This is a genomic window from Mesorhizobium yinganensis, assembly GCF_040081985.1.
Lineage (GTDB): Bacteria > Pseudomonadota > Alphaproteobacteria > Rhizobiales > Rhizobiaceae > Kumtagia > Kumtagia yinganensis.
In genome coordinates, this window is record NZ_JBEBMH010000002.1 from 384,399 (window position 1) to 408,201 (window position 23,803).

Consider the following 23,803-nt stretch of genomic DNA (forward strand, 5'->3'; position numbering starts at 1 on the left):
AGGGCTATATCCCCATCCGGTCCAGAAACTGCCGGCCGAGTGCCTCGTAGTTGCCGTCGAAATGGTGTCCACCAGAGGTTTTCACGACGGTCGTGTCCTTGAGCGCCGGGCTGGGGCAGGCGCTGTCGTCCTCGTCCTCGCCATAGACGCACATGACATCGGCGGCGGGGAGCGCGGCGATCGCCGGCACGATCTGATAGCCGCTGTCGTCGATGCCGAGCCAGCCGGAGATGGTGACCTGGAAGGACGTCGTCTGGCCCGGCGCCATTAGCGCGATCAGTTTCGTACGCTCCTGCAACGGCTTCGGCAGCAGCGGATAGGCGAAGGGGACGGTGTCGGCACCGAAGGAATAGCCGATCAGCATGACCGGCAGCTTCTGGTCGGGATCGGCTTCCTTCAATATGTCGGCGATGTCGGCGGCCAGTTCCTGCGGCGTACGCTTGGCCCAGAAGTAATGCAGCGCGTCGAGCCCGACGACATGCACGCCCTGGGTCGAGAGCCATTCGCCGATGGTCTTGTCGAGGTCGCGCCAGCCGCCGTCGCCGGAGACCAGAACGGCCACGGCCTTGGGCGCGCCTTCCGCCGGCAGGTCGACGGCCGGAAGGTCGCCGAACGGCTTTGCGGTATCGGCGATTGCCGCTACCGCATCGGCGATCTGCGCCGGTTCGTCGCTCTGGTCGAGCGCGTCGACAGTGAGATTCGGGCGGGCCTGGGCACGATTCAGAACATCGTCGAGCGTGTCGGACGGCACGAAAAGATAGGTCGGGTCGGGAACGTCGCTGTCGAAGCCGTAGCTGTAGCCGCCGTCGTCGCGTTTCTTGGAGGAAGCACCCGGGCAGAAGGGAAGCTTCAGGTCGAGCCTGTTATCGAAACCGGAGGCGACGGCGCCGCCAAGCGTGTTGGCCGGCGAATCGGCCAGCGTCGCATAGGCGAAGGTGGCGCCCTGCCCCGCGCCGACGACGATCGGCGGCAGGTAGGTCTGAATGTCGAGTTGCCGCTGCGCGGTCTGGGCAAGATCGGTGATCTCGCCGACGACATAAAGGCACTCGCCGGTGTCGGCGTCCAGCTTTGCGGCGTAGCGCGCGAGGTCGACCGCGAGCACCACATCGCCCTGCGCCCGCAGCGCCTCGACCGCCGCATCGTCGGACGGTTTCCAGCCGGAGCGGTCCGACAGGTAGACGACCAGCGCGTCGGGGGCGTCATCCGGGACATGGATCGGTATGTTCTCCAGCCGCCCGGCCGAGACCGTCTGCGCGGCGGGCGCGGTGGCCTGAGCGAGGGCCGGCGCTGCCAGTATCAGGGCCGCGCCGATGACGGAGGGGATAAGAAACTTCATCGTTTGAATATCCTGATCGGGTTGCCTGAGATGAGGTTCGTGACGTCGACCAGTACCTGCGGCAAGGCAAGGCCATTGGGGCAGGCAAGATACTGCGGCGTCCAGACGGGATCGAATTTCTGCTTGAAGGCGCGCAGGCCCTCGAAATTGTAGAACTCGTCGCCGCGCCGGTAGATGAATGTGCCGACACGGTTCCAGGTCGAGGCGAGCGGATGGTCGGCGAGGCCGGCGAGCGGTGCTGCGCCGAGATTGAACCAGCGATACCCTTCGGCCTTGCCGTGGAGCAGCAGTTTCGCGAACAGCGCATCCATGAGGATCTTCGACACGCCATGACGGTAGCGCATCAGATCGACCGATAGCTCGCTCTTGCCGCCGCTGCGCCAGAGATTGGCGAAGGCGACGATGTCGTTGCCCTTGCGGATGACGGCGCAGTCGAATTCGCTGAGATAATTCTCGTCGAAACGGCCGAGCGAAAAACGCTTCTCGCGGCCCGCCTTGGTGGCGAGCCAGGCGTCCGAGACGGCCCGCAACTCCGGCAGGAGCGCGGGGACATCGGCCATCGGCACGACCGAGAATACCAGGCCCTCGCGTTCCGCCCGCTTCTCGGCGTGACGGAAATCCGCCCGCGCGCCGCCCTGCAGCGTGAATTGCGCCAGGTCCACCCGCGCCACCTCGCCGGTCTTCAGGATCGCCAGGCCGAGGTCGAGATAGGTCGTCAATAGATCGGGGCCGATGCCGTAGAAGACGGCCCGCGCGCCGGCGCGGTCGGCGGCCTCGGCGAACTGCCAGATCAGGCCTCGCGCCGCCTCCGGCTCGCCGACCGGGTCGCAGAGCGTGATCCAACTGCGGCCGGCGATGCCATACATGATGAAAGCCTTCTCGTCCGGCGACAGCATGAAACGCTTGTCGCCGAGCAGCGCCAGCGCCGGATGGGTGTCGCGGCTCGCGGCGATCAGCCGGCGCACGGCTTCGGGGACAGGCTGCGGAGCCTTGGCAGGGCGGGGCTGGTGTGGCCTGTTGATCAGTGCGTCGATGGAAAGGGCCGCCGCCACGATCACGAGCGCCAGCGTGGCGCGGAGGAATCGCGGCGCATCGCCGTCCCAGGCGAATTCCCACCACAGCGACGACTGGTACTCGACATGGCGGTAGGCAAGGAAGCCGACCAGCGTCAGCACCGCGAGCACGATGACGATCAGCGCCAGCCAGGTCGGGGTGGGCCGGAACGAACGCCAATTGCCCTTCCGGTAGAAAACCTTGGGGTAAGCGAACAGCAGCCCGGCGACGAGCATGAGGATAGTCGCCTCTTCCCAGTCCAATCCCTTGAGCAGCGAGAAGGCGGCGCCGGCTGCCAGAAGCAGGATCGAGAAGATGCGGGCGAGCGCGATGCGCCGGTAGAGCCCGCGGGCCAGAACGATCAGCATCAGGCCGACGAGGCTTGCGAGAAGGTGCGAGGCCTCGGCGAAGGGCAGCGGCAGCACGTCGCTCAGGAAGCCCATGCGGTCGTTTTCAGCCGGCAGGTTGCCGGAGAGCAGCAGCACCACGCCGCCGCAGAAGACCAGTGTCGCCGACAGCGGCGCCACCACCGGCCGCACGACCGCGGCGGCGCGGCCCGAGACGGAACGCACCGCGGCGCGCGCCCGGTAGGCTTCGAAGACAAGCAGCGAGACGCCGGCGAAGACGAGCGGGATCGCGTAATAGATGACGCGGAAGACGATCAGCGCCGCCATCACGTCCGGCCGCGTGCCGGCGCCGAGGCCGACCAGGATCGTCGCCTCCAGCACGCCCAGCCCGCCCGGCGCATGGCTCAGCACGCCGGCGGTGATGGCCACGACAAAAAGCAGCAGGAACGTTGCGAAGCCCGGCGCGACGTCCGCCGGCAAGAGAACGTAGAGCGCCGCGGCGGCGGCGGCGATATCCACGGCGCCGACGAGGATCTGGGCGAGCGCGCTGCCGGCGGACGGCAGCGGCAGGCGCCATCCCAACAGCGCGACGTTGCGCTCGCCGCCGGCCAGCCACAGCATGATGACAGCCACCGCCAACAGGATGGCGGCGCCGATCAAACGGTCGGCGAAGGGCGACAGGTTCTTGAGGAAGGCGACGCCGGCCGGATCGAGGACCAGCGCAAGACCGGCCAGCACGACGATGCCCGAGCCGAAGGTGAGAAAGGAGACGCCGACGATGCGGCCGACATCGGCCGCGTCGAGCCCAGCGGACTGATAGATGCGGTAGCGCACCGGCCCGCCGATGAAGACATTGAAACCGATGGCGTTGGAAATGCCGTAGCCGATCATGCCGGCAAAGGCGGCGAGCCTGTCGGACACGCGGCCGGCGGCGACCCGCCGCGCCGCCATCACGTCGTAGAGCGCCATCGCCGCGAAGCTGACGACGGTGAGCGCCAGCGACTGGGCGACGGCGGCCGGCATCGTCTGAGCCAGCGCGGCATAGATGTCGTTGAGATGAACGCGGCCGGTGATCTGATGGATGACGACCACCGCCAAGACGACCAGCCCTGCGCCGAACAGCGGCCCGAGCACGCGCGGCTCCAGCAGGCCGACCCAAAACTGCTGGACGCTTCTTTGGCCGCGCGTTTCCTCGACGGCCGTCTCAGCTTGCTGCATATTTTCCAACCCCGATCGCGGAAGGCCGGTCAAGCACGCGCCGTGGCGGAGACGGGCCGATCCAGCCGATCCGAATGCCGAAGGCAGACCGGCAACGATTTTTGCCAGACCGGACCGACGCCGACAGTTGCGATGGTATGCGACATGCCGTTCCCCGATGACGAACGTGGCTCCCGGCGCGGAGAGTGCACCGGAGCCCCCATCGAGCGCGAGGCGCGGGACCGCATCATCCGGCTCCCGGCTGCCTTGGCTTTCCGACCAGAACTAGAGCCGTCAGCGCGGGTTTTCAAATAACGGAAAATTAATGTGAAAACCGCTTGAACAAGCCACAATTGGCGCGGCACAGCGGCAATTGTGGCAAACGGCGCCACAAGTGTTGATGGGAACCGCGCGGATCGGGTCGGCCGTACAGGCGGCGGCGAACTCAATCCAGCCAGGGATTGCGCACCGGCGCATGGGCTTTCTCATAGTCGGCCGTATCCCGCGTGACCATCGTCAGCCCGTGGTGCAGGGCGGTGGCGGCGATGAGCAGGTCAGGCTGAGAGTATGTGTAGCGTGCCTTGCGCCCTTCCTCGACCAACACCCGCCATTTGAGCATCACGTCCTCGGTCACCTGCAAGACGCGCCCGGTGAACATCGGCCTCAATCGATGGGTCAGCCAGTCGTGCAGTTCGGCTCTGCGGACAGGGTCGTCAAGCCGTTCTATGCCGAAGCGGATTTCGGCAAAGGTGACCGCGCTTACGAACAAGGTTTCAAGCGGCTGGGCCGCGACGAAGGCGAGAACCTTCGGCTCCGGTCGCGTCCGGCGAAGCTCCGACAGGATATTGGTGTCGAGGAGCCAGCCACTCAAAGGATCACGTCGCGCACCGGCATGGCCGTCCGTTCCGGCTCGATCTCGATGTCCCGGTACGGCGAGGCTTGCATGACGGCGATCAGGGCTTCACCCGTCGCGCCACCTTTGAGCCGTTGGAACTCCTCCGCCGTGATCACAACCACTTCCCGCCTTCCATGTACGGTGACGTGCTGTGGGCCATCGCTGTGGACACGACGCACCAGTTCGCTGAAGCGTGCCTTGGCATCCTGTAAGGCCCATGGGTCGTCCGTGGACGGAACCGCCTTCTTTCTGGTCATACTGACTAGAATATTCCCGGTTCCCGTCGAGTTCAAGGCTTGCTTGCGTTCGGCCGCCGGCCTTGTCATCAAACCCAGCGCGAGAGCGCCCTGCCTTACCTCGCGACCAGGCGCGATTTTTTCGATTCTCCCGCTTGCCGACAGGCTCGAAGTCAGCATCCATCGCCGCCAGACTGCGGAAAATCCGCGCTGGCTTTCATCATCCAATGTTCGTGTCCGGCAGGAATGCCCTTATGACGTGTCGGGTGTTTCCAGCGCATACACGGCGAGCGCGTGGGTATGTGCAAGAATCTCGTCGATCTCGCGGATGCTGCGGGGATGGGTGGCAGTCGGGTCGTAGCGCGACAGCCGGCCGCCGGGGGGACGCCCTGGCCGCAGCGGCGAGAGACGCTGGCAGCGGCGCGCTGTGGGTTCTTTGACAGTGGCTTCGCGTCGCGCCTTCCAGCGGGCGAAGCGTTTTGCCTGGCCGGGCAGATCGTCCAGCGCCGAGGTCAATGCCTGGAGGCGCTGAGCGAGCCGCACGGCATCGATCGGATCGTCGCGCGACGGCGGCGGAGGCAGCGGCTGGAACGGCGTATAGGCATCGAGCGACAAGATGCGCGGTACGCTGGTGGGTGCCGGCCGCCATGGCCGCGTCTTCCACGGTTTCAGCGGATCGAGCAGCGGCAGCGCCGGGACGTGCCGGTTTTCCGCCGACATGCCGGCGCCGCGGGCCCTGCGCCGGCGCGGCTTCTTCGGCTTGCGCTGGCGCAGCGGCGGCAGGGTGACCACGAGGCCACGCGCGGCCACGACGATCAGCCGCCGCACGGCGGATTCGGCCGGACGCAGCAGTTTCAGGATAGCGCGATAGAGGTGGCGGGGAAGGGTAAGCGGCGGAAGCGCCGGGGACAGTTTCCTTTTTTCGGCCCGTGCGATTTCCGCACCGCCAGCGCTTTTCTGCCGAAAGAAAGGAAACTGTCCCCCAGTGCCAAGCTCGGCGAAACCCATTTCGGCCATGGCGATGAGCATTGCCAGGAAACGCTTCAGCGCTTCCCGGTTATTTTCGAATGCCGCCTTTCCGTCCATCGCCGCTTCCTTCCAGCACAGGCGCCGGAATTATCGCGCAGATCGGGAGGGCGGGGATAAGTTCGGGAAAAATTATGCTGGTGGATGCCCACAAGGACCGTTGCCGAGGGACCGCGCGAGAGAGATTTTCCCTGGAATTTCAGTATTTTACCATCGGAATTATGCCGAGATTGCCGGCCCCGCCCCTCATCCCCCTGCCGGGACCTTCTCCCCGTAACGACGAGAGAAGGGGGCAGCGGCTACCGGTTTTGCCAATCTCCAAGATCGGTGATTGGCGAACCCGGCGCGGCAATCGACTCTCGCGCCGCATAAAGCAGGTCAATCGCATATGGTTTGCTTCGCCAAATGATCCTCTCCGCGTCCCCCGCGGCGAGACGCTGAGGCACCACCCCCTCGCCGGCCCTTCGGGCCACCTCTCCCCCTGTCCGGGGAGAGGAACCCAAGCTGGAAAAGCGCCCCTTATGCGATTGCCCTATTCCTTGCGGGGAGAGATGGCCGGCATTGGCATCATATCCGGTGGAGGCGTCGCGTTGCCTGGGAGGTCCGTCGACGAAAGCCGACGCTATGCAATGTCCGGTCTCGGCCCGGACTTTCGCCGGCGGGACGAGCAATCGGGTCCGACCGGCTCAGACCGCCTCGCGCATGCGTTCGGCCGCCTGAAGGTCGACCGAAACCAGTGTGCTCACCCCCTGCTCGGCCATGGTGACGCCGAACAGCCGGTTCATGCGCGCCATGGTGATGGGGTTGTGGGTGATGACGACGAAGCGTGTCTCGGTGGTGCGCGCCATCTCGTCCATCAGGTTGCAGAAGCGCTCGACATTGTGGTCGTCGAGCGGCGCGTCGACCTCGTCGAGCACGCAGATCGGCGCGGGATTGGTAAGGAAAACCGCGAAAATCAGCGCCATCGCCGTCAGCGCCTGCTCGCCGCCCGACAGCAGCGTCATGGTCTGCGGCTTCTTGCCCGGCGGGCGGGCGAGGATTTCCAGGCCGGCCTCCAGCGGGTCTTCCGACTCGATCAGCTGCAATTCGGCGGTGCCGCCGCCGAACAGATGGGTGAACAGCCGCTTGAACTGTTCGTTGACGACATCGAACGCGGCAAGCAGCCGCTCCCTCCCCTCGCGGTTGAGGCTTTGGATCGCCTGCCTTAGCTTGCGGATCGCCTCGATGATGTCTTCGCGCTCGGAGACGATCGCCTCCAGCCGCTCCGATAGCTCGCGCTGCTCCTCCTCGGCCCGCAGGTTGACGGCGCCCAGCCGTTCGCGCTCGACCTTCAGCCGGTCAAGCTGGCGGTCGACCTCGGCAATCTCCGGCAGGCGGGCGTCGGGCTCCAGGCCGGTCAGCCGAATGACCAGATGCGGCGGGGTGTTGAGGGCTTCCTGGATATGCGCCTCGATCTCGCGGCGGCGGTCGTCGGCGGCGGTCAGGCGCTCCTCGGCGCGGCCGCGATCCTCGCGCGCGTTGGCCAGCATCTGGATTCCCTCGGTCGCCGCCTTGTCGAGCGCGACCTGCTTGGTTTCGGCGACCTGCAGCGTGTCGGACGCCTGTTTGCGTGCTTCGTCGGCCTTGGAGAGTTCGGAGAGCAGCGCCCGGCGGCGCTGGTCGAGTTCGTCCGGCGCGTCGGCGATTTTTTCGCGCTCGGCATCCGCCTCGGCCCGCCGGTCCGTCAGAGCCTTGATCTGGAAGTCGGCGTTTTCGGCGCGGTTCTTCCAGCTCGTCCGCTCGGCGGCGATGGCCTCCAGCCGGCGGGCGCGGGCCGCGGCTTCGCGTTTCAGCCCGTCGAAGGCGGCTCGCGCGTCCACCACCGCGGTCCGGTCGCGCGAAACCGTCTGCGTCGCCTGGTCGAGTTTTGCCTGCAGCGCGGAAACATCCGGCTGCGCGGCGCGGCGTGACTGTGTCTCGGTCACGGCGGCCTCGGCCTCGGCGAGATCGGCGCCGACACGCGCCTTGGCCTCGTCGAGCGCGGCGCGGCGGCTGACGAGTTCGCCGGCGGCGCGCTCGGCCCGCGCCAGAGCGTCGCGCGCCTCGCCGACCAGTCGCTGGGCATTCCGCCAGCTTTCGCGCGCCTGCCTCTCGGTCTCGGTCTTCGCCTTCACGGACGCCTCGGCGGCCGCGAGCGCCGCCTCCGTGGCCTTGACCCGGTCGGCCGACTGGCGGGCCTCGCCTTCCAGTTCAAGCAGCCGGTTCTTCTGCGCCAGCCTTTGCGCGGCGGCGGTCGGCGCATCGGCGCCGGCGACGAAACCGTCCCAGCGCCACAGCGCGCCCTTGCGGCTCACCAGCCGCTGGCCGGGCTTGAGCCGGCCTTGCAGGCGCAGGCCGTCGGCATCCTCGACGATGCCGATCTGCGCCAGGCGCCGGGCAAGCTGCGGCGGGGCACGAACGACGGTCGCCAGGCTGGTTATGCCTTCGGGCAGTGCCGGATCGTCGGTTGAAAGCGCACTTTCGCCCCAGTGGGCCGGCGCGCTGGCGTCGAGCGGCGCGTCGAGATCCTCGCCAAGCGCGGCGCCAAGCGCGGTCTCGAAACCGCGGTCCACCGCGATCCGCTCCAGCACGGCGGGGAAGCGCCCTCCGCCGCCGGCGTTCAGAATCTTGGCAAGCGTGCGCGCTTCGGTCTCGATGCGGGCCAGGGCCGCGCGCGCTTCCTGCACCGGCGGACGCGCCGTGGTTTCCACCGCGCGCGCCTGCGCCACCGCCGCCTCGGCGGCGCCGGCGGATTTTTCGGACGCGTCGGCGGCGGCGATGGCGGCATCGACCAGCCGGCGCTTTTCGGCGGGATCGGCCAGCGCGCCGATCTTTGCCGCGATGTCGGCCGCCTCGCGCGAAATCTCCGCCAACTGCCTGACGAAACGGTCGCGGCGCTCGGTGTTCTCGCGCAGCGCGCGCTCGATCTGGCCGATCGCCGCCGTCGCCTCGGCGCGCTCGGCCGTCAGCGCGGCCAACGCGCCCTCGCTGAGAACGAGAACCGCCGATGTCCGTTCGAAGGCAGCCTGTTTTTCCGCCTCCCGTTCATCGGCCCCGGCCTCGTCGGCGCGCAACCCTGTTTCCTCGTTGGCGAGTTTTGCCAAAACATCGGCATTGTCGCGGACCATCCGCTCCTCGCGCGCGATGTCTGCGGCGAGCTGGTCGAGACGGCGGGCAAGCTCCGCCTGACGGGTGCGGACGCGGCCGGCTTCCTCTTCGATCTGGGTGCGGGCGATCGACAGGCGCTGGAAGGTCGCGGCGGCGGCGGCCGAGGCATCGCGCAGAGCCGGCAGATGATGGGCGCCGATGGCCTGGGCCTTGGCGGCCTCCATCTGCTGGGAGGCGCGCTCGCCGACCAGCGAGGTGGCGACGGCCAGCGCCGACTTCGCCTCGCCTTCCTGCGCCTTGGCCGCCGTCCAGCGCAGGTGAAGCAGCGTCGCCTCCGCCTTGCGGATGTCGGCGGACAGGTTCTTGAAACGCGAGGCCTGTCGGGCCTGGCGCTTCAGGCTCTCGATCTGGCCTTCCAGTTCGCCGACGACGTCGTCGAGACGTTCCAGATTCTGCTCCGCCGCCTTCAGCCGCAGCTCGGCCTCATGGCGGCGGGTGTGCAGGCCGGAAATGCCGGCGGCTTCTTCCAGCAGTGCGCGGCGCGCCTGCGGTTTTGCCTGGATCAGCTCGCCGATGCGCCCCTGCCCGACCATGGAGGGCGAACGGGCGCCGGTCGACTGATCGGCGAACAGCAGTTGCACGTCGCGGGCGCGGGCTTCCTTGCCGTTGATGCGGTAGACGGAACCCGCCTCGCGCTCGATGCGGCGCGACACCTGCAATTCGTCCGCGTCGTTGAAGGGCGTGGGCGCGGTGCGGTCGAGATTGTCGAGGAACAGCGTGACTTCGGCGGTGTTGCGGGCCGGCCTTGTGCCCGAACCGGAGAAGATGACGTCGTCCATGCCGGACGCGCGCATGTTCTTGTAGGAGCTTTCGCCCATCACCCAGCGCAGCGCCTCGACGAGGTTCGACTTGCCGCAGCCATTCGGCCCGACAATGCCGGTCAGGCCGCGCTCGATGACGAACTCGCCGGGCTCGACGAAGGATTTGAAGCCGAGGAGGCGGAGGCGGTTGAATTTCATGCGCGCCACCCGTCAGGCGCGCGGAAGCAGCGACCGGCATGCGCCGGCCGGAAGATACGATCAGAGCATGCCGTCGATGATCGCCGACATTTCGTCAATCGACAAAGCTCCCTTGTACTGCTTCCCGTTGATGAAGAAGGTGGGGGTCGAGTCCACGCCGAAATCCTTGGTCCCGCGCTCGCGCACGGCCCTGATCTGGTCCAGAAGCTTCTGGTCCGTCAAGCAAGCCTCGAACTTCTCCTGTGTAAAACCGGCCAGTTTGGCGATTTGCAGCAGGGCTGCGCTGGCATTTTCCGCCGTCGCCCAGTTCTGCTGTTGCTTGAACAGCACGTCGACCATCGGGAAATAATTGCCGTCCGAGCAGCGGGCGAGCATGAAACCAGCCTCGGCGCGCGGATCAAAGGGGAATTCGCGCAGGATCAGCCGCGCCTTGCCGGTGTCGATGTATTTGGTCTTCAGCGCGGGCAGCGTCGTCTCGTGGAAATGCGCGCAGTGCGGGCAGGTCATGGAGGCGTATTCGACAATGGTGACCGGCGCGTCGGCCTTGCCCAGCACCATGTCCGGCAAGGCGCCGGGCTCGAGGAGCTTGGCCATGTCGACCGTGCCGGCGGATTCGGGCGCTTGCGCTGCCGGAGCGGCGGCGGCCGGCGTCGCTGGCGCGGCCGCATCCGCAGGAGCGGCGGGCTGCGCCGGAACGGTTTCAGCCTCTGCCTTGCCGCTGTCGCTGCAAGCGGACAGCACCGCGCCGGCGGAGAGCACGGCAAGCGTGGAAAGGACGGTTCTACGAGACAAGGACCGAAGCATGCGAATCACCTGAACTATGTTTGGATGATGATGTTGGAATTCACGAAAAAGCGAGAGTTGGCGCGAAATAAGGCATAGCGCGACCCAATCCAAGCGGCTTCGCCGCCCGAACCTTCACGAAAGCGCGAGTTTTGTATCAGCGATGCCTCGATCCGCGCACCGAGGCGCCGAGACGTTCCAGCGCGGCGCGCAGGCCCTCGTCTTCGATCGGCCGCACCTTGGCGGCGATATCGGCCTTCTCGGTCGTCGAAAGCGCGCGCGGAAGGCGGCGCGGCGGCCTCTCGGCCACAAGCACCGGCTTCTGGACGATGCGGATGCGATCCACCGCTTCGAAGCCGAGGAAAGCGTTGACGCGGCCGATCACCTCGCCGGTCTCGTGCTGGAGGTGCAGCGCCGCGAGGCCCTCGCAGGCGACGACCAGTGTCGCCGGCCGGAACGGATCGTCCTCGCCGGCACGGCGCGGCCATTGCAGTCTCTCCGGGCGCGATTTGGCGGCGATGCGCGGGCCGACGATCTCTTCCCATGACTGGACGAGGCCGATCGACAGGCCGGCGCGCTTGCGCAGCACCGGATCGAGGATCGCGGCGGCGAGATCGCTGACGGGTACCGGATTGCCGAACGGCTTTTTCCCTGCCATGTCCGTTCCTTCGACCTGAGCCAGCCCAGAGCCATATACCCGACACGATGGCAACCGCCAGCCGCGCAAAAAAACCCTCAGCCAGTTCTTCGAGCGGCGGCATCGCGACGCGCCTGCTCGCCTGGTACGATTCTCACCATCGCGACCTGCCGTGGCGTGTCGCGCCGGCCGACCTTGCGCGCGGGGCCCGGCCCGATCCTTACCATGTCTGGCTGTCCGAGGTCATGCTCCAGCAGACGACGGTCGAAGCGGTAAAGCCCTTTTTCCGCACCTTCCTTGAAAGATGGCCGGACATGAAGGCGCTGGCGGCCGCCTCGAACGACGACGTCATGCGGACCTGGGCCGGGCTCGGCTATTATTCGCGGGCGCGCAACCTGAAGGCCTGCGCCAATCTTGTCGCCACGCTGCCGGGCGGATTTCCCGATACGGAAGACGGGCTGCGCGACCTGCCCGGCATCGGCGCCTATACGGCGGCGGCCATCGCGGCCATCGCCTTCGGCAAGCCGGCGGCGGTGGTCGACGGCAATGTCGAGCGGGTGACGGCGCGGCTGTTCGACATCAGGATACCCCTGCCCAAGGCAAAACCCGAGATCAAGGAGCGTGTGGCCAAGCTGGTTCCTGCCGAGCGGCCGGGCGACTTCGCGCAGGCGATGATGGATCTCGGCGCAACGATCTGCACGCCGAAACGGCCGCGCTGCATGCTCTGCCCGCTGCGCGAGGACTGCCGGGCGATTCTGGCGGGCGACCCCGAGCTGCTGCCGCTGAAGGCGCCGAAGACCGACAAGCCGAAACGCAGCGGCATCGCCTATGTCGCCGTTCGCGGCGACGGCGCGGTGCTGATGCGCACGCGCGCGGCAAAGGGCCTGCTCGGCGGCATGACCGAGGTGCCGACGACGGGCTGGAGCGAGGGGCGCGGCGGCAATGGCGGCGATTCGCATCCGCCGTTGACCGCCGATTGGCGACGGGCCGGCGCAATCACGCATGTGTTCACGCATTTCGCGCTCGACCTCGAAGTTCGCCGGGCCGAGGTCGGCAGGGCGGCCGCGCCGCCGGGCCACCGCTGGGTAGCCGCCGCCGAGATTGCCGACGAGGCTTTGCCCACGGTCATGAAAAAGGCTATCGAGGCCGCCATTCCCGGCGCGACCAAAAAGCCGAAATTTGCAATCTGAGGTTCGCATGAACGAAGTCCGCCACATCGTGTTCGACATCGGCAAGGTGCTGATCCACTACGACCCGGATCTGGCTTTCAGCCGCTTGATACCGGACCACGCGGAACGCCGATGGTTCTTCGAGAACGTCTGCACCCCGGACTGGAATATCGAGCAGGACCGCGGCCGGACCTGGGAGGAAGCCGAGGCGCTGGCGATCGGTGCTCACCCCAGCCATGCCGAAAACATCCGCAATTTCCGCCGCAACTGGCACGAGATGGTGCCGCATGCCTATGACGACAGCGTCGAGATCATGGAAGGGCTGATCGACAGCGGCCACGACGTGACCATGCTGACCAACTTCGCCTCAGACACGTTTGTCGAGGCCACCGAGCGATTCGCATTCCTGAAGCGGCCGCGCGGCGTGACGGTTTCCGGCGACGTGCGCATGATCAAGCCGGAGCGCGGCATCTACGAACGCCACGCCGCGACGTTCGGGCTTGAGCCGGGCGCATCGCTGTTCATCGACGACAGCCAGAAGAATGTCGACGGTGCAATCGCGGCGGGCTGGCAGTCGGTGCTGTTCACGGATGCGGCGACGCTACGCAAGGACCTTTCCGAACGGGGTATTTCGCTATGAGCGATCCGGTCGAGGTGCTCAAGCGTTTCCACGACGCCGTCAACGCACAGGACTATGAGGTCATCGAGGGTTTTTTCGCCGACGATGCGACCTATGGCTCGGTGAAGGTCGGCACGCTGCGCGGCAAGCCGGCGATCCTGGCGGCATTCCGCAGATACTTCGCCGAATACCCCGATCAAGTCGCTCACGACGACGGTTTTACAAAACTCAGCGAGACATCGGCGAAATCGAGCTGGCATCTGGAAGCGACAAGCGCAACGACCGGCGAGAAGCTGATCCGCAGCGGTGAGGAGACGATATTCCTCAATGCCGAGGGCAAGATCGAGCGCGTGGATGTGAGCGATTCGTAAAGTCGATATCGCGCTGCCCCTCACTGCCCTTGCGGTAGGACCATCGCAATTGGATCAGCTTTGCCGAGGGATCCTCTTCGCCTCGCCTACGGCGAGACGCTGAGGCATCACCCCCTTGTATCTGCACGAGAGTGATTTTGTGCGATTGCAGCGACTGAACCTCGAACCGGATGGCCATCCGGTTCGAGGTTCAGTCGCTGCAATCGCACAAAATCACTCTCGTGCAGATACAAGGGGGTGGTGCCGAAACGAGCCGGCGAAGCCGGTTCGGAGCGGATAGGTTCGCCGCCTCGCAATCAGGCAAGGACGGCTCGCTAAGCCCCCGCCCGCTCCATCCCAAGCCGGGCGATGCGGCGCAACTCGTCGATGGCCGTGAGCCCGCCATTGCGCTCGTAGTGCCAGAAGGTCCAGCCGTTGCAGGCGTCGAGGCCCTGCACCTGCGCGCCGACGCGGTGGATCGAGCCGACGCGGTCGCCGGCGGCGAGCGTGCCGTCGGCGCGGACCTTCGCCACCCAGCGCTTGCGCGCGTCGTAGAGGAAGGTGCCGGGACGCACGATGCCGGCGTCGATAAGGCTAACGAAGGCGACCCGCGGCTCGGCGCGCTTGCCGGTCATGACCGACAGGTCGCCGGCCGCCATCGGCACAACCGCGTCGATGCGTTCGCGCGCCGCGTCGATGTAGGACTGCTCACGCTCGATGCCGACGAAATGGCGGCCGAGGCGTTTGGCCACCGCCCCTGTCGTGCCCGAACCGAAGAACGGGTCGAGGATCACGTCGCCCGGTCTGGTGGAGGCCAGCATGACGCGCGCCAGCAACGCCTCGGGCTTCTGCGTCGGATGCAGCTTTTCGCCGTTGTCGTCCCTCAGCCGCTCCGAGCCGGTGCAGATCGGGAACAGCCAGTCGGAGCGCATCTGCACGTCGTCATTGGCAGCCTTCAGCGCGTCGTAGTTGAAGGTATAACCCTTTGCGCTGGCGTCGCGCGAAGCCCAGATCATGGTCTCGTGCGCGTTCTGGAAACGGCGGCCGCGAAAATTCGGCATCGGATTGGTTTTTCGCCAGACGATGTCGTTGAGGACCCAGAATCCCAGGTCCTGCATGATCGCGCCGACGCGGAAAATATTGTGGTAGGAGCCGATCACCCAGATGGTGCCGCTCGGCTTCAGCACGCGGCGGACGGCGAGCAGCCAGGCGCGGGTGAAGGCGTCGTAGGCGGCGAAACTCTCGAACCGGTCCCAATGGTCGTCAACGGCATCGACCTTGGACTGGTCGGGCCGGTGCAGGTCGCCGTTGAGCTGGAGATTGTAGGGCGGGTCGGCAAAAACCACGTCGACCGACTTTTCCGGCAGCCTCTCCAGCGCCGCCACGCAGTCGCCCCTGATGATCGTATCGCGCCAAGGCGCGGCCTCCTCGCTGAAGGAGGGAGCGGCAAAGGACTGCAACGCCTGCATGCTGTTACCCGAATACGCGTGACTGTTTACCCGCCGTTATGGTTACCGTTTCGCGTAAATTTTTAATGAAGCGCTGGAAAGACTTGTCACGCTTTCTCGCAGGCGATTTGCCCCGCCCGGCCCGCTGGTGTATGACCCCTGCGCAAGCGGCTTCCGCTTCTTCTCCCCCCAAAAATTCCGGACGACATGACCAAGCCAGACCTCGTTATTTTCGACTTCGACGGAACGCTCGTCGATTCAGAGATCATCGCTGCCCGCATTGAGGCCGACCTTCTGACCAAGGCCGGCTTTCCGATCACCGGCGAGGAGATCAGCGAGCGCTACGCGGGGCTGACCTTCAAGGACATTATGCTGCGCATCGAGGAGGAGGCGCATGTGCCGCTGCAGGCCTCGCTGATCGGCGAGGCGGAGGTGCTGGTCGACCGAAGGCTGCGCGCCGACGTACGGCCGATCGAAGGTGCGCTGGCAGCGGTGTTCTCGCTGAAGGAGCGGAAATGCATCTGCTCCAACTCGCGCACCGAGCGCATCCTGTTCATGCTGGAAAAAACCGGTCTCGACCGGGCCTTCGGCAAGGACGACGTGTTTTCCGCATTGAGCACACCCAGCGGCAAGCCCAAGCCGGCGCCGGATGTCTTTCTTCATGCGGCGGAGCACTATCGCGCCGATCCGGCCAACACTTTCGTCATCGAGGATTCGGTGCACGGCATCCATGCCGCAAAGGCTGCCGGGATGCGGGTGATCGGCTTTACCGGCGCGGCGCATTCCTATCCGGGCCATGCAGACGTGCTGACCGACGCCGGCGCGGAGACGGTGATCCGCCGCTGGGCGGATTTCAACGGCGTGGTGGCAGCGCTATCGGAGTGGTCTGAGGCTTGAGCGCCTATTCGGCGTTCGCCGCCTTCTTCTTCGGCGGGCCTTCGTCGAAGCCCGCATAGATGCGGATGTTGCGGACGGTCGGGTCGGGCAGGCTGATGTTCGGGTCGTTGACGACGAACTGGGTGGCGGCCGAGGGGTCGCTCACGGCGACCTGATGCTTCTTCAGTTCCGAATAGACGATGGTGTCGCCCTGCATGACCACCACGCGGACCGGCATGGTGATCGTGCCCGACGCGCCGGCAGGGCCTGGAACGACCTTGCCGGCCACGGCGACGTTGATGTTCAGCATGCCACCGGAGCGGGTGCAGGCCCTGGTCACGTCGGCGATAGACGCCTGGTAGGACAGCTTGCTCGGATCATCCTGCCCGCCCTTGGCATAGCTGTTGAAATAGGCTGTTCCGTCACGCAAATTGACCAGCGGGCAATAGCCGCGCAACTCGCTTTCCAGGACCTTCTTAGTCGACGGCTTCGTCGCTTCCTTGTTGCCGCCGCCAAGCAGCGCGCTGCCGCTGTCGCCGGATTGGCAGCCGGCGGCGGCAAGCATAAAGCCGGCAAGCATCAGGCCCGGCACGATACGACGGTCAGCCAAACGAAACTCCATAAGCTGCTCTTCCCACCCGCAAAGCAGTTGCTCTATAGCAACGGCGCGGCTGAAATGCGACCGGCAGCCTGGCGTTTTTGCACAGACCGGCACCGCTCGGGCCACAGCAGGAGCAGATGACGATGAGATATGTCAGCACCCGCGGAAACGCGCCGGACCTCGGGTTTTCCGACGCGGTCCTTTCCGGCCTGGCACGCGATGGCGGGCTCTATGTTCCCGCCGAATGGCCGACGCTCTCGGCCAGCGAAATCCGCTCGCTGCGCGGACGCCCCTATGCCGACGTCGCGATGAGGCTGCTGACGCCGTATCTCGGCGGCGAGATAGACGCGCGCACCTTCGAAAGGATCGTGCGCGAAGCCTATGCAACCTTCCGACACGAGGCCGTCTGTCCGCTGGTCCAGACCGGCAGCGACACTTTCGTGCTCGAGCTTTTCCACGGGCCGACGCTCGCCTTCAAGGACGTGGCGATGCAGCTTCTGGCGCGGCTGATGGATCATATCCTCGCAGAGCGCGGCGCGCGTGCCACGATTACCGCCGCGACCTCCGGCGACACCGGCGGCGCGGCGATCGAGGCTTTTGCCGGGCGCGAGCGCACCGACATCTTCGTGCTGTTTCCACACGGCCGCGTGTCGCCGGTGCAGCAGCGGCAGATGACCACCTCGAAGGCTGACAACGTCCATGCGCTCGCGATCGAAGGCAATTTCGACGACTGCCAGGGGCTGGTGAAGGACATGTTCAACGACCACCGGTTCCGCGACGGCGTATCGCTGTCGGGCGTCAACTCGATCAACTGGGCGCGAATCATGGCCCAGATCGTCTATTATTTCACCTCGGCGCTGTCGCTCGGCGCACCGGACCGGCCGGTCTCCTTCACCGTGCCGACCGGCAATTTCGGCGACATCTTCGCCGGCTTCGTCGCCAAGAAGATGGGCCTGCCGATCGAGCGGCTGGTGATAGCCACCAACGACAACGACATCCTGGCGCGGACCCTGTCGTCGGGCGAATACCGGACGCGCGGCGTGGTCGCCACCACCTCGCCGTCGATGGACATCCAGGTGTCGTCGAACTTTGAGCGCCTGCTCTACGAAGCCTCCGGCCGCGACAGCGCGGAGGTCGTGCGCAACATGAACGGGTTGAAGCAGTCCGGTGGATTCTCCATCGGCGCCGGGGCGCTCGCCGCGATCCGAGCGGATTTCGACGCCGGCCGGTCCTCGATGGAGGAGACCGCGCGCACCATCGCCGGGACGCTGAAGACCGCCGGCTACCTTCTCGATCCGCATACGGCCACCGCGGTCCACGTCGCCTCGCAGCATCTAGCCGACAGCCCGATGATCGTGCTCGGCACGGCGCATGCGGCGAAATTTCCCGATGCGGTCAAGGCGGCGTCCGGCGTGACGCCCGCCCTGCCCGGCTGGCTCTCCGGATTGATGGAAGCGGAGGAAAAATACACGGTACTTCCCTCCGACCTCAAAATAGTGGAAGATTATGTCAGCCGTCATGCACGGGCGGCGCGTCAGGGAGTCTGATCTACATGGATGTTGAGGTAAGCCGTCTGTCGAACGGCCTGACAGTCGCGACCGAAACTCTTCCAAGCATTGAAACCACCGCTTTAGGCATCTGGGTCAAGTCCGGCGCGCGCAACGAGCACGCCGAGGAACACGGCATGGCGCACCTTCTGGAGCACATGGCGTTCAAGGGCACCGGCAGCCGCAGTGCCTTCCAGATCGCTTCCGAGATCGAGAATGTCGGCGGCGAGATCAACGCGGCAACCAGCGTCGAGACCACGTCCTTCTACGCCCGCGTGCTGGCGGACGACGTACCGCTGGCCGTCGATATCCTCGCCGACATTCTCCAGGATTCCAGTTTCGATCCCGATGAGTTGGAGCGTGAGCAGAACGTCATCCTGCAGGAGATCGGCGCCGCCCACGACACGCCCGACGACATCGTCTTCGACCATTTCACCGAAACCGCCTATCGCAACCAGACGATCGGCCGCTCGATTCTCGGCACGCCGGAGACGGTGCAGTCCTTCACCTCGCAGCAACTGCGCAGCTTCATGGACCGGCAGTACAATGCCGAGGACATGGTGGTGGTGGCCGCCGGCGACATCAATCACGATGCGTTCGTGCGCGACGTCGAGAAGAAGCTCGGCGGCTTTCGTCCCAAATCGGAAAGCACGGTGCCCCAGGCGGCGCATTATGTCGGCGGCGACTACCGGGAGGAACGCGACCTGATGGACGCGCAGGTGGTGCTCGGCTTCGAGGGCCGCGCCTACCACGTACGCGACTTCTACGCCTCGCAGGTGCTGTCGATGATCCTCGGCGGCGGCATGTCGTCCCGCCTGTTCCAGGAAGTGCGCGAAAAACGCGGGCTCTGTTATTCCGTCTATGCCTTCCACTGGGGCTTTTCCGACACCGGAATATTCGGCATCCATGCCGCCACCGGCCTGAGCGATATCGGCAAGCTGGTGCCGGTCATCATCGAGGAATTGCAGAGGGTCGGCGAGCAGATCGACCAGTCCGAACTCGACCGGGCGCGCGCGCAGTATCGCGCCGGGCTGATCATGTCCGCTGAGAGCGCCGCCAGCCGCGCCTCGCAGATCGCGCGCCAGATCCTGCTGTTCGGCAGGCCGATCGCCAAGGAAGAACTGATGGGCCGGCTTTCAGCGCTGACCGTCGAACGGCTCACCGACCTGTCGGCCCGCATGTTTTCCACCGTGCCTACGGTGACCGGGGTGGGACCGGTCGGCACGCTCGCCTCCTACGACCAGATCCGCGACTCGCTTGCCGGCAGCGCTCCCGTGCTGCGGAAGCTCGCGGTTTGACCTGATGCATGATCGCGCTTCCGTTCTTCCGCCGCGACCTTCCGTCGCTGAGAGGTGAACGTGTCGCGCTGAGGATGCCGGTTGCCGGCGATTATCGCGAATGGGCTGCGTTGAGAGCCGAAAGCCGCCGTTTCCTCGAACCGTGGGAGCCGCGCTGGGCCCCCGACGAGTTGGAATGGCAGGCGTGGCGCCATCGCCTGGCGCGCTATCGCGATGATTTCAGTCAGGGAACCGGCGCGGCGTTCTTCATCTTCGAAATCGTTTCGGGCAGGCTGATGGGCGGCATCACCATCGGCAATGTCCGCTACGGCGTCGCCCAAAGCGGGCAGATCGGCTACTGGATCGGCGAACGGTATGCCGGGCTGGGCTACATGCCCGAGGCGCTTCGCCTCGTCGCCCGCTACGCCTTCGATACGCTCAGGTTGCACCGCATGGAGGCAGCCTGTATCCCCGGCAATTCTCGCTCCATACGCGTGCTTGAAAAAGCCGGATTTCGGCGCGAGGGACTGCTACGATCCTATCTGAGGATCAACGGCATCTGGCACGACCACTATCTCTATGCCCTGATCGCGGATGATCCCGGCATGACGACCGCGAAGGACTGATTTTGCGATTTTCCATCCGAACAGGTCCCCTGCTCGCGCTCATCGCCGCGTTCCTGCTCAGTCTCGTGGCGATCTCGCCCGGCTATGCGATCGAGCCCATCAAGATTGCCCGCGACGACGTAGCGCTCGACCTTTCGGGGGCGGTGCAGATCTACCGCAACCAGGGCCAGAATTTTCAAGTCTCAACCGCGCCCGGACCGGACGGCATCGTGCGCCGCATCGAGGTCGAGGCCAACGACGCGCGCTCCAGCGGCGACTGGGGCGTGTTCGCGCTCGCAAACACGACCGACCAGCAGATCGACAGGCTGATCGTCGCGCCGCACTTCCGGCTGGTCAATTCGGGCATATTCTGGCCCGACCTCGGATCGAGCCGCATCGCCGCGATCACCCCCAGCGAAGGTTTCGCACTCGACCGGCAGGTGAGCCAGGACGCCGACGTGTTCCAGGTGACGCTCGACCCCGGCGCCGTCGTGACGTTCATCGCAGAACTTGCCTCGCCGCGCCTGCCGCAGGTCTATCTATGGGCGCCGGAAGCCTACAAGGATTCCGTCAATTCCTACACGCTCTATCGCGGCATCGTCATCGGCATCGCCGGACTGCTGGCGCTGTTCCTCACCATCCTGTTCGTGGTCAAGGGAACGTCGATGTTCCCTGCGACGGCGGCGCTGTCCTGGGCGGTGCTGGCCTATATCTGCGTCGACTTCGGCTTCGTGAACGAGGTCATCGATATCGCACCCGGAAACCAACAGATCTGGCGGGCCGGCACGGAGGTGGCGCTGGCGGCGACCTTCGTGGTCTTCCTGTTCGCCTATCTCAACCTCAACCGCTGGCACGGGCATTTCAGCTACGGCGCGTTGCTGTGGATCGCCGGGCTGTTGCTGATCGCCGGCGTCGCCGTCGTCGATCCGGCGGTTGCGGCGGGAATTGCGCGCGTTTCCTTCGCTGCGACCGCCGTCGTCGGGTTGGGGCTGATCGTCATGCTCGGCTTTCGCGGCTACGACCGGGCGATCATGCTGGTGCCGAGCTGGGTGATGGTGCTGGCCTGGCTGACCGCCTCATGGATGGCGATCACCGGCGTGCTCAACAACGACATCGTCCAGCCGGCGCTCGGCGGCGGCCTTATCCTCATTATCCTCTTGATCGGCTTCACCGTCATCCAGCACGCCTTCGCGGGTGGGGCGCTGCACCAGGGCCTGTTCAGCGACCTGGAGCGGCAGGCGCTTGCGGTGGTGGGCTCCGGCGACACCGTCTGGGACTGGGACGTGCTGCGCGACCGGGTGACCACCCGCCCCGACGTCAGCGCGCAGCTCGGCCTGCCGCCGAACAGCCTTGGCGGGCCGGCGCGCAACTGGCTGCCGGTGCTGCACGCCGACGACCGCGACAGTTTCCGCACCACGCTGGACGTCGTGCTGGAACATCGGCGCGGGCGCGTCATCCAGAATTTCCGCTTGCGCGGCGCGGACGGACACTACCACTGGTTCTCGCTCAGGGCGCGCCCGGTAGTCGGCTCGGACGGCGAGGTGATCCGCTGCGTCGGCACGCTGGTCGACGTGACCGAACAGAAGAAATCCGAGGAGCGGCTGCTGCACGACGCCGTGCACGACAACCTTACCGGCCTGCCCAACCGCGAATTGTTCCTGACCCGCCTCGACGCCATCATCTCGGTCGCCAAGACCGAGCAGAGCGTGCGCCCGACCGTGCTCATCATCGACATCGACCGCTTCAAGCAGGTCAATGACGGCCTCGGAATATCGGCCGGCGATACGATCCTGCTCACCATCGCCCGCCGCCTCCACCGCCTGATCAAGCCTTCGGACGCGCTGTCGCGCTTCTCCGGCGACCAGTTCGCTTTCATGCTGCTTTCCGAACAGGACCCGGCGCGCATTGCCGCCTTCGCCGACTCGATCAAGCAGGCGATCCGCGCGCCGGTGAATTTCGCCAAGCGCGAGATCGTGCTGACCGCCTCCATCGGTCTCGTGAGCTGGACCGCCGCGCAGGGCGCCGCGACCGACATGGTCAAGGACGCCGAGCTTGCCATGCAGCAGGCCAAACGCTTCGGCGGCGACCGGATCGAGCCGTTCCGCCCGGCCTTCCGCTCGGTGGGCACCGACCGCGTCCAGCTCGAATCCGACCTGCACCGCGCCGTCGAGCGCAAGGAACTGACCCTCGTCTACCAGCCGATCGTACGGCTCGAAGACCGCTCGGTCGCCGGCTTCGAAGCCCTGTTGCGCTGGGATCACCCGCGCCGCGGCGCCATTCCGCCGTCGGACTTCATCCCCGTCGCCGAGACCAGCGGCCTCATTGTCCAGCTCGGGCTCTTTGCCATGCAGCGCGCCGCCGAGGACCTTGCCGGCTGGCAGAAGCAGATCGGCGACACGCCGCTGTCTGTCTCGGTCAACCTGTCCAGCCGCCAGCTCCTGCGGCGCGACCTCGTCAGCGACGTCCGTTCGGTGGTGGCGCGCGCCAACATCAAGCCGATCTGCTTCCGCCTAGAACTCACCGAGTCGCTGGTGATGGACAATCCGGAGCAGAGCGCGCATGTGCTGAACAAGCTGAAGAAGCTCGGCATCGGCCTGTCGATCGACGATTTCGGCACGGGATATTCGTCGCTGTCCTATCTGACCCGCTTCCCCTTCGACACGATCAAGATCGACAAGAGTTTCCTCGACGACCCGTCGCCGAAGCGCGCGGTGCTGCTCAAATCCATGGTCAACATGGCGCACGAGCTCGGCATGTCGGTCGTGGCCGAAGGCATATCGGACGAGCGCGACGCGCTGGAACTCAGGCAGATGGGCTGCGAATATGTGCAGAGCTATATGTTCGGCGCGCCGATCCAGTCAGACGCCGTGCTGAGGATGCTGAAGGAGCAGTATCCCGTCGTTCAGGCGTGACCGGCGACGGGGCTCAGATGCGCGAGATCGATGCCGAGCGAGGCGATGACGCGGTCGTATTTGCGCTCCATGTCGGCGTCGAAGAGCAAATCCGGAAGCGCGGGGCATGTCAGCCAGCCGTTTTCCTGGATTTCGCGCTCGAGCTGGCCGGCGCCCCAGCCGGAATAACCCAGCGCCATCAGCGCCTTGCGCGGCCCCCTGCCCTTGGAAATGGCCCGCAAAATGTCGATGGTGGCCGTCAGGCAGATGTCCGTCGACACGGGGAGCGAGGATTCCACCTTGTAGTCGCCGCTGTGCAGAACGAACCCACGGCTGCGGTCGACCGGCCCGCCATTGCGCACCACAAAATTACGCGCGGAATCCGGGAGGCGGATCACTTCCTTCTCGTCCATGATGCCGAGCTGAACGAGCAGGTCCGGAAACAGCATCTGCTGGGCCTGGTTGATGATCAGGCCCATGGCGCCCTCCTCGCTGTGGGCACAGATATAGATGACCGACCGCGCGAAGCGGTCATCCTTCATGCCAGGCATGGCGATCAGGAAGTGCCCGTCGAGGAACCCCCGCTTGCCCGCGGAGGCTTTGTGCTTGAGAAGGTCCATTTGCGTAAGGTAGCTGCTTTTTCGCCCGCTTGAAAGACGGCTTTGTGCGGCGCGCCATCGACAATATAGATGCCTGTCACGCAAATATGACCGACGCCGGACGGCGCCACATTGCAAAAGCACGTCGGCGGCGGCAAACCACGGC

Annotated in this window: 19 protein-coding genes; 8 read left to right on the forward strand and 11 right to left on the reverse strand. The window is 65.9% G+C overall.

From position 1 onward, the window contains the following. Window positions 1-4: 4 nt before the first annotated feature. From ABMA59_RS05390 to ABMA59_RS05425, 8 genes are all read right to left on the reverse strand, one after another. Complete coding sequence (locus ABMA59_RS05390; RefSeq protein WP_349004278.1) at window positions 5-1,336, reverse strand: virulence factor family protein; 1,332 nt, start codon at window positions 1,334-1,336, stop codon at window positions 5-7. Further along, window positions 1,333-3,954: a bifunctional lysylphosphatidylglycerol flippase/synthetase MprF gene (gene mprF / locus ABMA59_RS05395; protein WP_349004279.1), complete on the reverse strand. Its 2,622-nt coding sequence runs from the start codon at window positions 3,952-3,954 to the stop codon at window positions 1,333-1,335. The genes ABMA59_RS05390 and mprF overlap by 4 nt, the downstream gene beginning before the upstream one ends. Before the next feature lie 424 nt (window positions 3,955-4,378). Next, complete coding sequence (locus ABMA59_RS05400; RefSeq protein ID WP_349004280.1) at window positions 4,379-4,804, reverse strand: type II toxin-antitoxin system VapC family toxin; 426 nt, start codon at window positions 4,802-4,804, stop codon at window positions 4,379-4,381. Further along, window positions 4,801-5,085 carry a type II toxin-antitoxin system Phd/YefM family antitoxin gene (locus ABMA59_RS05405; protein WP_349004646.1) on the reverse strand — a complete coding sequence of 95 codons (285 nt, stop codon included), beginning with the start codon at window positions 5,083-5,085 and terminating at the stop codon, window positions 4,801-4,803. Before ABMA59_RS05405 ends, ABMA59_RS05400 begins: the two co-directional genes overlap by 4 nt. Before the next feature lie 231 nt (window positions 5,086-5,316). After that, window positions 5,317-6,150, reverse strand: a complete 834-nt coding sequence (locus ABMA59_RS05410; protein WP_349004281.1) for a hypothetical protein — start codon at window positions 6,148-6,150, stop codon at window positions 5,317-5,319. Window positions 6,151-6,776: 626 nt separating this feature from the next. Continuing rightward, entirely contained in the window at window positions 6,777-10,235 is a 3,459-nt protein-coding gene (gene smc / locus ABMA59_RS05415) for a chromosome segregation protein SMC (RefSeq protein ID WP_349004282.1), read from the reverse strand. Between the two features lie 60 nt (window positions 10,236-10,295). Then, window positions 10,296-11,039: a DsbA family protein gene (locus tag ABMA59_RS05420; RefSeq protein WP_349004283.1), complete on the reverse strand. Its 744-nt coding sequence runs from the start codon at window positions 11,037-11,039 to the stop codon at window positions 10,296-10,298. Between the two features lie 136 nt (window positions 11,040-11,175). After that, entirely contained in the window at window positions 11,176-11,676 is a 501-nt protein-coding gene (locus ABMA59_RS05425) for a DUF721 domain-containing protein (RefSeq protein ID WP_349004284.1), read from the reverse strand. A 47-nt stretch (window positions 11,677-11,723) separates the two neighbouring features. Between ABMA59_RS05425 and ABMA59_RS05430 the strand changes: the two genes are divergently transcribed. Genes ABMA59_RS05430 through ABMA59_RS05440 form a run of 3 tightly spaced genes read left to right on the forward strand, consistent with a single transcriptional unit; the run spans window position 11,724 to window position 13,814 of the window. Then, window positions 11,724-12,845 (forward strand): A/G-specific adenine glycosylase, encoded by a 1,122-nt coding sequence (locus ABMA59_RS05430; RefSeq protein ID WP_349004285.1) that lies wholly within the window; start codon window positions 11,724-11,726, stop codon window positions 12,843-12,845. 7 nt (window positions 12,846-12,852) lie between these two features. Then, on the forward strand, window positions 12,853-13,464 hold the full coding sequence (locus tag ABMA59_RS05435; RefSeq protein WP_349004286.1) for an HAD family hydrolase: 612 nt from the start codon (window positions 12,853-12,855) through the stop codon (window positions 13,462-13,464). After that, the gene (locus tag ABMA59_RS05440; protein ID WP_349004287.1) at window positions 13,461-13,814 is read left to right on the forward strand and encodes a nuclear transport factor 2 family protein; all 354 of its coding nucleotides are present in this window, start codon (window positions 13,461-13,463) and stop codon (window positions 13,812-13,814) included. The genes ABMA59_RS05435 and ABMA59_RS05440 overlap by 4 nt, the downstream gene beginning before the upstream one ends. A 314-nt stretch (window positions 13,815-14,128) precedes the next feature. Here the strand turns inward: ABMA59_RS05440 and ABMA59_RS05445 are convergent, their stop codons facing one another. Beyond that, window positions 14,129-15,262, reverse strand: coding sequence for a site-specific DNA-methyltransferase (locus ABMA59_RS05445; protein WP_349004288.1), 1,134 nt, complete (start codon window positions 15,260-15,262; stop codon window positions 14,129-14,131). 186 nt (window positions 15,263-15,448) lie between these two features. Between ABMA59_RS05445 and ABMA59_RS05450 the strand changes: the two genes are divergently transcribed. After that, on the forward strand, window positions 15,449-16,138 hold the full coding sequence (locus ABMA59_RS05450; protein WP_349004289.1) for an HAD family hydrolase: 690 nt from the start codon (window positions 15,449-15,451) through the stop codon (window positions 16,136-16,138). A 4-nt stretch (window positions 16,139-16,142) separates the two neighbouring features. On the opposite strand, the gene ABMA59_RS05455 is transcribed toward ABMA59_RS05450, so the two are convergent. Next, the gene (locus tag ABMA59_RS05455) at window positions 16,143-16,727 is read right to left on the reverse strand and encodes a hypothetical protein (RefSeq protein WP_349004290.1); all 585 of its coding nucleotides are present in this window, start codon (window positions 16,725-16,727) and stop codon (window positions 16,143-16,145) included. Between the two features lie 134 nt (window positions 16,728-16,861). Between ABMA59_RS05455 and thrC the strand changes: the two genes are divergently transcribed. Genes thrC through ABMA59_RS05475 form a run of 4 tightly spaced genes read left to right on the forward strand, consistent with a single transcriptional unit; the run spans window position 16,862 to window position 23,059 of the window. Next, window positions 16,862-18,265, forward strand: coding sequence for a threonine synthase (gene thrC / locus ABMA59_RS05460; RefSeq protein ID WP_349004291.1), 1,404 nt, complete (start codon window positions 16,862-16,864; stop codon window positions 18,263-18,265). A 5-nt stretch (window positions 18,266-18,270) separates the two neighbouring features. After that, window positions 18,271-19,563: a M16 family metallopeptidase gene (locus tag ABMA59_RS05465; RefSeq protein WP_349004292.1), complete on the forward strand. Its 1,293-nt coding sequence runs from the start codon at window positions 18,271-18,273 to the stop codon at window positions 19,561-19,563. A gap of 8 nt (window positions 19,564-19,571) precedes the next feature. Then, complete coding sequence (locus ABMA59_RS05470; RefSeq protein WP_349004293.1) at window positions 19,572-20,168, forward strand: GNAT family N-acetyltransferase; 597 nt, start codon at window positions 19,572-19,574, stop codon at window positions 20,166-20,168. After that, window positions 20,165-23,059, forward strand: a complete 2,895-nt coding sequence (locus tag ABMA59_RS05475) for an EAL domain-containing protein (protein WP_425475872.1) — start codon at window positions 20,165-20,167, stop codon at window positions 23,057-23,059. The genes ABMA59_RS05470 and ABMA59_RS05475 overlap by 4 nt, the downstream gene beginning before the upstream one ends. Here the strand turns inward: ABMA59_RS05475 and ABMA59_RS05480 are convergent. Then, on the reverse strand, window positions 23,050-23,658 hold the full coding sequence (locus ABMA59_RS05480; protein WP_349004295.1) for a YqgE/AlgH family protein: 609 nt from the start codon (window positions 23,656-23,658) through the stop codon (window positions 23,050-23,052). The two genes, ABMA59_RS05475 and ABMA59_RS05480, sit on opposite strands and share 10 nt — an antisense overlap. Window positions 23,659-23,803 lie beyond the last annotated feature (145 nt).

Coding starts and splice junctions, on each gene's coding strand:
- ABMA59_RS05420 (WP_349004283.1), bottom strand. CDS start 11,039: ATGCTTCGGTCCTTGTCTCGTAGAACCGTCCTTTCCACGCTTGCCGTG.
- ABMA59_RS05430 (WP_349004285.1), top strand. CDS start 11,724: ATGGCAACCGCCAGCCGCGCAAAAAAACCCTCAGCCAGTTCTTCGAGC.
- ABMA59_RS05410 (WP_349004281.1), bottom strand. CDS start 6,150: ATGGACGGAAAGGCGGCATTCGAAAATAACCGGGAAGCGCTGAAGCGT.
- thrC (WP_349004291.1), top strand. CDS start 16,862: ATGAGATATGTCAGCACCCGCGGAAACGCGCCGGACCTCGGGTTTTCC.
- ABMA59_RS05465 (WP_349004292.1), top strand. CDS start 18,271: ATGGATGTTGAGGTAAGCCGTCTGTCGAACGGCCTGACAGTCGCGACC.
- ABMA59_RS05390 (WP_349004278.1), bottom strand. CDS start 1,336: ATGAAGTTTCTTATCCCCTCCGTCATCGGCGCGGCCCTGATACTGGCA.
- ABMA59_RS05405 (WP_349004646.1), bottom strand. CDS start 5,085: ATGACCAGAAAGAAGGCGGTTCCGTCCACGGACGACCCATGGGCCTTA.
- ABMA59_RS05470 (WP_349004293.1), top strand. CDS start 19,572: ATGATCGCGCTTCCGTTCTTCCGCCGCGACCTTCCGTCGCTGAGAGGT.
- ABMA59_RS05440 (WP_349004287.1), top strand. CDS start 13,461: ATGAGCGATCCGGTCGAGGTGCTCAAGCGTTTCCACGACGCCGTCAAC.
- ABMA59_RS05480 (WP_349004295.1), bottom strand. CDS start 23,658: ATGGACCTTCTCAAGCACAAAGCCTCCGCGGGCAAGCGGGGGTTCCTC.
- ABMA59_RS05450 (WP_349004289.1), top strand. CDS start 15,449: ATGACCAAGCCAGACCTCGTTATTTTCGACTTCGACGGAACGCTCGTC.
- ABMA59_RS05445 (WP_349004288.1), bottom strand. CDS start 15,262: ATGCAGGCGTTGCAGTCCTTTGCCGCTCCCTCCTTCAGCGAGGAGGCC.
- ABMA59_RS05435 (WP_349004286.1), top strand. CDS start 12,853: ATGAACGAAGTCCGCCACATCGTGTTCGACATCGGCAAGGTGCTGATC.
- smc (WP_349004282.1), bottom strand. CDS start 10,235: ATGAAATTCAACCGCCTCCGCCTCCTCGGCTTCAAATCCTTCGTCGAG.
- ABMA59_RS05425 (WP_349004284.1), bottom strand. CDS start 11,676: ATGGCAGGGAAAAAGCCGTTCGGCAATCCGGTACCCGTCAGCGATCTC.
- mprF (WP_349004279.1), bottom strand. CDS start 3,954: ATGCAGCAAGCTGAGACGGCCGTCGAGGAAACGCGCGGCCAAAGAAGC.